Source organism: Pseudomonas sp. NKUCC02_KPG (genome assembly GCF_019345465.1).
In the GTDB taxonomy this organism is placed as follows: Bacteria; Pseudomonadota; Gammaproteobacteria; order Pseudomonadales; family Pseudomonadaceae; genus Aquipseudomonas.
Genome location: NZ_JAHKRC010000010.1, coordinates 213,244 through 220,760 on the forward strand (window position 1 = coordinate 213,244; position 7,517 = coordinate 220,760).

Annotated in this window: 6 protein-coding genes; 2 read left to right on the forward strand and 4 right to left on the reverse strand. The window is 59.9% G+C overall.

What is annotated here, in order from left to right:
• Positions 1 to 364 precede the first annotated feature (364 nt).
• The 4 genes from KO536_RS15530 to KO536_RS15545 all read right to left on the reverse strand — a co-directional run bounded on the left by KO536_RS15530 (position 365) and on the right by KO536_RS15545 (position 5,665).
• Complete coding sequence (locus KO536_RS15530; RefSeq protein ID WP_133076806.1) at positions 365 to 1,315, reverse strand: LysR family transcriptional regulator; 951 nt, start codon at positions 1,313 to 1,315, stop codon at positions 365 to 367.
• Positions 1,316 to 1,529: 214 nt separating this feature from the next.
• A complete protein-coding gene (locus KO536_RS15535) occupies positions 1,530 to 2,744 on the reverse strand; it encodes an aldose 1-epimerase family protein (RefSeq protein ID WP_219262343.1) in 1,215 nt (404 codons plus the stop codon).
• A 220-nt stretch (positions 2,745 to 2,964) separates the two neighbouring features.
• Positions 2,965 to 4,320 (reverse strand): amidase, encoded by a 1,356-nt coding sequence (locus KO536_RS15540; RefSeq protein WP_219262344.1) that lies wholly within the window; start codon positions 4,318 to 4,320, stop codon positions 2,965 to 2,967.
• Positions 4,321 to 4,333: 13 nt separating this feature from the next.
• A complete protein-coding gene (locus tag KO536_RS15545) occupies positions 4,334 to 5,665 on the reverse strand; it encodes an MFS transporter (protein ID WP_219262345.1) in 1,332 nt (443 codons plus the stop codon).
• Positions 5,666 to 5,945: 280 nt separating this feature from the next.
• Between KO536_RS15545 and KO536_RS15550 the strand changes: the two genes are divergently transcribed.
• Complete coding sequence (locus KO536_RS15550; protein ID WP_219262346.1) at positions 5,946 to 6,974, forward strand: LacI family DNA-binding transcriptional regulator; 1,029 nt, start codon at positions 5,946 to 5,948, stop codon at positions 6,972 to 6,974.
• Between the two features lie 231 nt (positions 6,975 to 7,205).
• Positions 7,206 to 7,517 (forward strand): contractile injection system protein, VgrG/Pvc8 family (locus tag KO536_RS15555; protein WP_257622949.1); only part of this gene is annotated, 312 nt, incomplete at its 3' end.

The following is a 7,517-nucleotide window of genomic DNA, read 5'->3' on the forward strand; positions in this document are numbered from 1 at the left end:
AACCGTGCAAGCTGACTTTACGACTGCTTCGCAGCCGGACGCAGCCTCGCACGGCTCGTCAGCGACTACAGATTCACCACCCACCCGCGTGTAGTCGCTGACGAGTAGAACGAGGCTGCGATCGAGCGCGAAGCGGTCGCAAGACCGGAACACGCGGTTTGCCTGATTAACCGTGCAAGCTGACTTTGCGACTGCTTCGCAGCCGGACGCAGCCTCGCACGGCTCGTCAGCGACTACAGATTCACCACCAACTTCATTGAAACGCCAGGTGATCCAGAAGGGTGTTTCGAGCACTGTTTTCGAAACCCCCCAAAGCATTCGCGGGCCGCTTGCGTTATGAACGCCCCCTGCGTGGCGCATCCCGTCACTCGGCATAGATACTTTGCAATAGCGCGTCATGGACACTGGCTTCGTGCATGACCATGTGCGGCAGCAACACTTTTGCCGATGTGGCGATCTCATCGATCAGCACTCGCGTCACGTCGGACAACGGGCTGGCCAAGGCTGAAATCAAACCGAAAAAGAACGGGACGTTGCAGGCAATCGGGCGCACCACCACGCCTTCCAGTGGCACGCCCATGGCGGTAAAGGGATCGACCAGCGCAATGCCCAATCCGACCCTGGCCATCTGCATGGCCACCAGTGAGGTATTGGTGTCGAGCATATGGGGCATCGGCCCGCCTGCATCATGGAATGCCTTGTCCACCCGCCGACGAAAACGATACGGATTGGCCATGGTGATCAGCGTCTGCTGTGCCAGCAATTCCATCGGCAGTTCTGCGTACGAAGCCAGTGCGCTGGTGGCTGGCAGCACGGCGACGCAGGGCGCCTCGCCGATCCAGTGAATGTCCAGGCCGCGATGTTCCAGCGGCAGGCTGACAGCGCCCAGGTCCATGGTTTTGGACAGCACCGCCTGCACCACATTCTCCGGTGACATGCTCTGCAACTGGATCTGCTGCGGACGCAGGTTCTCAGGCAGGCGTGCCAGGGCCGCCGGCAACAAGCCTGCTGCCAGCGCTGAAATCGCGACCAGTTTGATTTGATGATTTTCATCCCGAACGATGTGTTCCGCGCGCAGCCGGATGTTGCGAACCCCTAGCAGGGCGCTTTCGACTTCGGCGTACATCATGAACGCTTTGTGGGTGGGCGTGACCTTTGGCCCGCTGCGCTCGAACAGCGCAAACCCCAGCTCCTGCTCCAGTTCTTGAATGGCCCTGGTAACCGAGGGTTGGGAGCGGCCGAGCATCTTTCCTGCGGCAGTGACACTGCCCGCCGACATCACAGCAGCAAACGCTTCGAGCTGACGCAGATCCATAAACACGCCTTAATCAACACAGAGACTGGCAGGAGCCGGAACACAAGACTCCCTGGCTAAAAGCGAGAAAGTCTACACACAGTTCACCCATTAATCGCGTCAGCCGTCCCGCTGCGCCTGCTCCCTCGATAGCGATTCCCTACTTCCCGCTTCCCGTCATGGGTGTTGCTGATCTGCTTCAGGGCGCCATTGCGCTGGCGCCCCCCGGTCCTGATCACTCTTTACTCAAATCCACCAACGGCGTCTGCCGCACTTCGGTCCCACGTCCGTCCTGGATCGATTTGACCTGCTGCAACGCCTTGTCCACCGCCGGTTTGTCAGCCAGCAACGAGTAACTGATGCTGAACTGGCGCTGTTCTTTGGGGCCAATGGTCGGGACCAGGTTCAGCGGCCTCTGGTAACGGCGGTTGTAGGAAAAACTGGTACCTGGCTCAAGCCCGGTGACATAGCCCTGGCCCTTCGTATCAGTGTTTTTCCACAGCGAGAACACCGGCAACTGCTGGACATTGAAGCCAACCGAGACGCCGAGGCTGGCGTCCTTGTTGTGCAGCACCGTCAAGGTGTTGCCCTTGGCATCACCGTAAGGCACCACGTTGTACACGGTTTCATCGTAGTCAGGGGTCGGTGCGCGATACGTCTGCCAGTCGCCCAGGTCAGCTTTGGCCTTGTCATTGAAAGGAGACACCTGTTTGACCGGTGCCGCAAAACGGGCGCCCTCCTCCAGAAACGGTGTGCTGAAGTTGCTGTGGTAGAGCGCCTGGTATTCTTTGGGGTAATCACCGTTGTTGGTCAACGTGTCATTGAGCACAAAACGCGTCGCCCCCGGTTCAGTGACCAGCTCCGTTTGCACGCTGAAGTCCACTTTTTTGAACGCCTGCTCCTTCAACTCACCGCGCACGTGAATGGCATAGGGCGGGGTTTCGTCGATATGCACAGTCACCTTGCTGGCAGGGATGTTCGCCGCACGACCGTGCAAGGTCAGCAACTCGCCATTGTCCATGCCCGGATGGCCTACCCATTCGTAGCCACAGCGGGCGACCAGTTCGTTGAAACCTTCAAGCCAACCCAGGCCACCGCGACCGTTAAGCTCTATGAACGCTGGATTGACCACGTCCTTGACCGGCGAATCCCACCCCATCCGCGCACTGCCGACCTGGGCACTGAGCACGTTCATCCCCCGCGTCGGCACCACCGTCAATTTCATCGTGCCGTTATCGATATCGATCAGACTCACGCCTTCCTGACGACCTCCGTGCAGGGTGCGCAGGGTGATTGAAAAGGGTTTGTCGACCTTGAGGCCGAGCTGCTCGCTGGTAATACGCTGATTGCTGGCAGGCTTGTCGCTGTCGAGCAGCACAAAGTCCCAGGCAAATGCGTGAGTACCAAAGGACAGGGCTGCAATGGCGCAGGTCACGGGAAGCAGTTTCATGGGCGGATCCTTTCTTGGAATTATAATTCGCTGACTAGATGAATCGTTTCAGCTTGCAGCGAGTCTAGCTCCATTTTCAGCGGCAGTGTAGCCAGGATGAGGTGATGAGCGATGCAAGCGCAGCTCGCAAGGCACGGATGGGCCAGTGAGATTTGACGGTCTGTCCGAGCGCCCGGGGCGCTCGTCAGACTCATTGCAACGTCAAGATGGGGCGCCTTGCTCAGCCCGGCACATACAACCTGGCCATCACTTGCAACAATCGATCATCGTCACCCGCCGCGCCAATCACCTGCAGCCCCACCGGCATCCCCCTCACCTGCCCCGCTGGCAGGCTGATCGCAGGCAACCCTGTCAGGTTCCAGGCACTGGTGTGGCTGAGTACCGCGGCACGCACATCAATACCCTGCTCCCCGACCCGAACTTCACGGGCATCAACCTCAGTCGCGGTGATCGGCACGCTGGGCGAAACCAGAAAGTCATAACATTCAAACAGACGCGCCAATTCCGCCTTGTACTGCGCCTGACTGGCCTGGGCACGGATGTATTGCCAGCCCCTGACCTCCCGGGACAACTCCAGTCGCTCGCGTACTTCCTGATCGAACAGTTGCGGGGCCTCGTGCATGCGCTCGGCATGCACGTCAAAGGCTTCGGCACGTTGCAAGGTCAACAGGGTGTCTTTCATCCCGGCCGCCAGAGGTGCCACTTCGCCGGTGTCCTGCAACCCGTTGCCAAACAGCTGCTGTGCCACCTGATAGACCTGCCGGCCCACTTCGGCATCCACCGGGCCGAAGCTGCCCGACGTGATCCAGCCCACCCGCAGCGAATGCACGTCGGGCGCCTTGGCGACCGGGCGACCGGCGATGACTTCAAACAGCAGCCGCGCATCCTCGACACTGCTGGCAATCGGGCCCACATGGTCGAGGCTCGACGACAGCGGGAAAATCCCATCCAGCGGCACACTGGCAAAGGATGGCTTGAAGCCGACCGCTCCACACAACGCCGCCGGAATCCGGATCGACCCTCCGGTGTCGGTGCCCAACGCCAGCGGCACCATGCCGCTGGCCACCGCCGCCGCGCTGCCGGCGCTGGAGCCTCCCGTGATGCAACGGGCATCCCAGGGGTTACGTGCCGCACCTTGCAATGAACGGTCGCCGGTCGGGCCGTAGGCAAATTCGTGAGTCAGGGTCTTGCCGACAATCACGGCACCCGCCTCACGCAAACGCTGCACGCACAGTGCATCCCGCCCCGGTGTGCAGCCCTCGAAATGCGCCGAACCATAAGTCGTCACGTAATCAAACGTATCGATATTGTCTTTGACCGCTATCGGTATGCCTTGCAGCGGCCCCAGGTCCCGGCCTTGGGCAAACAGCTCATCGGCCTTGCGGGCCTGGGCCAGTGCGACGGGGGCGTCGACCTGAACGAAGGCATTGAGGACCGGATTCAGGCGCTCGATGCTGTCCAGGGCTGCCTGGGTCAGTTCGATACTCGTCAGGCTCCCCGCGCGAAGGCGCTCGGCCAGCGCGATGACCGATTGGCCAAGGAAATATCCAGCGTGGGTAGGCTTCGCCAGGTTCATACGCTCAACTCCATCAAACAACTGCAGGGATAGGGGAAGTGACCGACTGCCGACCGCCCGGACGCACCATCAGCATTGCGCTCATGCCCAGTGCCGTCGCCACCGCAGCCGCCACGAACATCGACGAGTAGCCGTATCGAACCGTCAGGTAACCGGTGAGCATCGGAGCGATGAACGAAGCGGTGTTGGCGATAAAGTGGGTCATGCCGCTGTAGGCACCGACCCGGTTGGAGGGTGCAGTGTCGATAACAACCGCCCAGTAGACCGAGTTGGGCAGCGCGTTGAGGGCGTTGGCCAGGGTCATCAGGGCAATCACGCCCCATACGGTCTGGGCCTGGGATACCAGAATGAAACACAGCGTGGTCAACAGCAGGCAGGTCGCGGCCAGCCAGCTGCGCGCCACTTTCAGATTGCCGGTGCGGCGCAGCAGCAAGTCGGAGATCTTGCCCCCCAGCAGCACGGTGAAGCAGGCGCCGGTCCACGGGATCATGCCCATGTACCACAGCGACGAGAGATTGTAGTGAAACTCGTCCTGCAGGTATTTGGGGGTCCAGGTCAGCAACAGAAAGGTCACGTACACAAACGAGAAATACCCGATCGCGTTGAGCAACAGATCCTTGTTTTTGAAGAAGTGCCAAACCGGCGCGACACTGGTGGTCGGTGTCGAGGCATTGACGGCCTCGGCGCGCTCCTTGCGCAGGAAATCGAGTTCAGCCTTGGACACACGCGGGTTTTCATCAGGGGTGTTGGTGAACCGTGTCATGAAGAAAATCAGCAGCGCAAGGCTGACCACCCCCAGCACCACGAACATGCTGCGCCAGTCCCCGGTCAGGGTTTGCAGGCCGACCGCTACCGGAGCGGTCAACAGTGCGCCCAGAGGTGTACTGAGCAGGCCGACCGAAACCACGAAGCCCCGCTCCTTGGGTGTGGCCCAGTTGGCCACGCTCTTGTTGATGACCGAGTAGGCCGGGCCTTCGGCAAAGCCGAACATCACGCGGATCGTGGCAAAGCCGGCCATGGCCGAACCGCCCAGAAACGCCAGCCCGAAGTCGCCGGCAAAGGCGGTGGCAATCTCGAAAATCGACCAGGTAGCCCCCGCAATCAACCAGATGCGTTTGGCCCCATAGCGGTCGGCCAGGATGCCGCCGACCAGCGCGCCGAGGATGTAACCGTAACCGAAGTAGCCCAGGACATTGCCCCAATCGGCCTTGTCGAAACCGTACTCGGGAAGAATGCTCGCCGACGCATAGGCAATGGCGCCGCGGTCAATGTAATTGAGCAGTGCCATGAGCATGATCAGGAAGAAAATCTGGTAGCGAAAAGACGGGATAACGGGGCTTTTCATAGGGGATCTGACTCTTCAAGTGATGGCAGAAGTCAAAAAGTCGGCCCGTGTCCACTGATGCCGGTCAGTCATGGGTGGAGCTCCACCTCTCCCCTGACTGACTGGCATTAGCCGGTGTCGGCGTATTTTTATTGTTTTACCCAAACGTTTGGGCTGGCGAAATGTAGAGCGCAGAAAAGTTTGAGTCAAACGTTTGGGTAAAGATTTATTTCCGGGAAGGTGCGCCCTATTCGGGTAGAATTCGCGCGCTAAACAACGGACTGCCGGAAATCCCCAGAACATGCCAAATCAATCTCGCCCCGCCACCCTGAAGTCCATGGCTACTGCACTGGGAGTGCATGTTTCCACGGTGTCACGGGTGCTCAATGGCGATCCGGCCGGGGTCGAGCGAGCGGCGTCGGCCGAGGTAGTGGCGCGTATTCGTGCATTGGCAAAAGAGCTGGATTATCGACCGAACACGCAGGCATCTAACCTGAAATTGCGTAAAAGTCAGGAAATCTGCGTGCTCATGCCGCGCCTCACCGACCTGGTGATGGCGACCATCTACGACAGCATTGACAGTGCGGCCGAGCAGGCTGGCTACCTCACGTTCGTGTCCAACACCGACGACCAGCAACCGCGTCAGATGGCCCGTGCCGAACATGCCCTGCGCCGCTCGGTGGCCGGGCTGATCGTGGGCGACTCCCATGTGGGTGACACCCAGCCCCTGCTCGACCTGTTGGCACGCAAGCACATTCCCTACGTACTGGTCAGCCGCCAGATCACCGGGCAACTGGTGGCTTGCAGCGACGATGAGTTGGGGGGCTGGCTGGCGGCCGAGCACCTGTTTCAATTGGGCTGTCGGGATGTGGCGATTCTCGCAGGCGAACGGCATGCCTCCACCGGGGCGGACCGTACTCGCGGTTTTACCCGTTATTACCGCGAGCAAGGCATCACATTGCGCCCGGAGTGGACCCTCAATGGCCCGTTCGACAGCCTCACCGGGCATAAACAGGGCGAGTACCTGCTGGGGCTCACCCCGCAACCGAAGGCGTTTTTCGCGGTCAACGACTTCCTTGCCATCGGCTTGATGGGTGCTGCGCGCGACAAGGGCTTGATGCCCGGCAAAGACATTGCCGTCGTCGGCTTCAACGACATCCCCCTGGCCAGCGAACTGATGGTGCCGTTGACCAGCGTGCGCCTGCCTTTGTCAGAGATGGGGCAACACGCCGTTGAACTGCTGCTCAAGCGCATCCGGGGCGAGGCTGCCGAGTCCATCACCCTGACCCCGCAGCTGCAGGTGCGGGCGAGTTCTGCGCGGGTTGTTTGAACCACACGCTCAGGTCGCGTTGACGCCAACGCCTGCTCTGCCCCATTCAATCCTTACTTCTTCTGCCCTTATCTGAAGAAGCAATTTCGAACACCTGAAAATTCTCTCCTTCTTTAGGAAGCGTCTTACATCAATCCGTTTGGTGCCCTGCTAGCTTGCACGGCACTTTTGAGCCTGCTCAGGCTCAGGTATCGCAACGCCCTTCTTTATCCCCCGCTTAAGGACAAGCCTATGTTCGCGCCGGCCAACGCTGCGCATTTCACGTTACTGATCCCCTCTGTTCGCAACGACTTCAAGGTCCTGGCCTTTGATGGCACTGAAACCATCAGCCGCTTGTATGCGATCCACATCGAACTGGTCAGCGAGTACCCCGATTTCGATCTGGAGAGCCTGCTCTGTCAGCCCGCTTTTCTTCAGTTTGGTCTCAATGGCGAAGGCATTCATGGCCATATCGAAGAGGTCTTCGTAGGCGAGTCCGGTCGCCGCCTGACCCGTTATCAATTAACCCTCGTGCCTGCCCTGCACTACGTGCAGTTCAGTCAT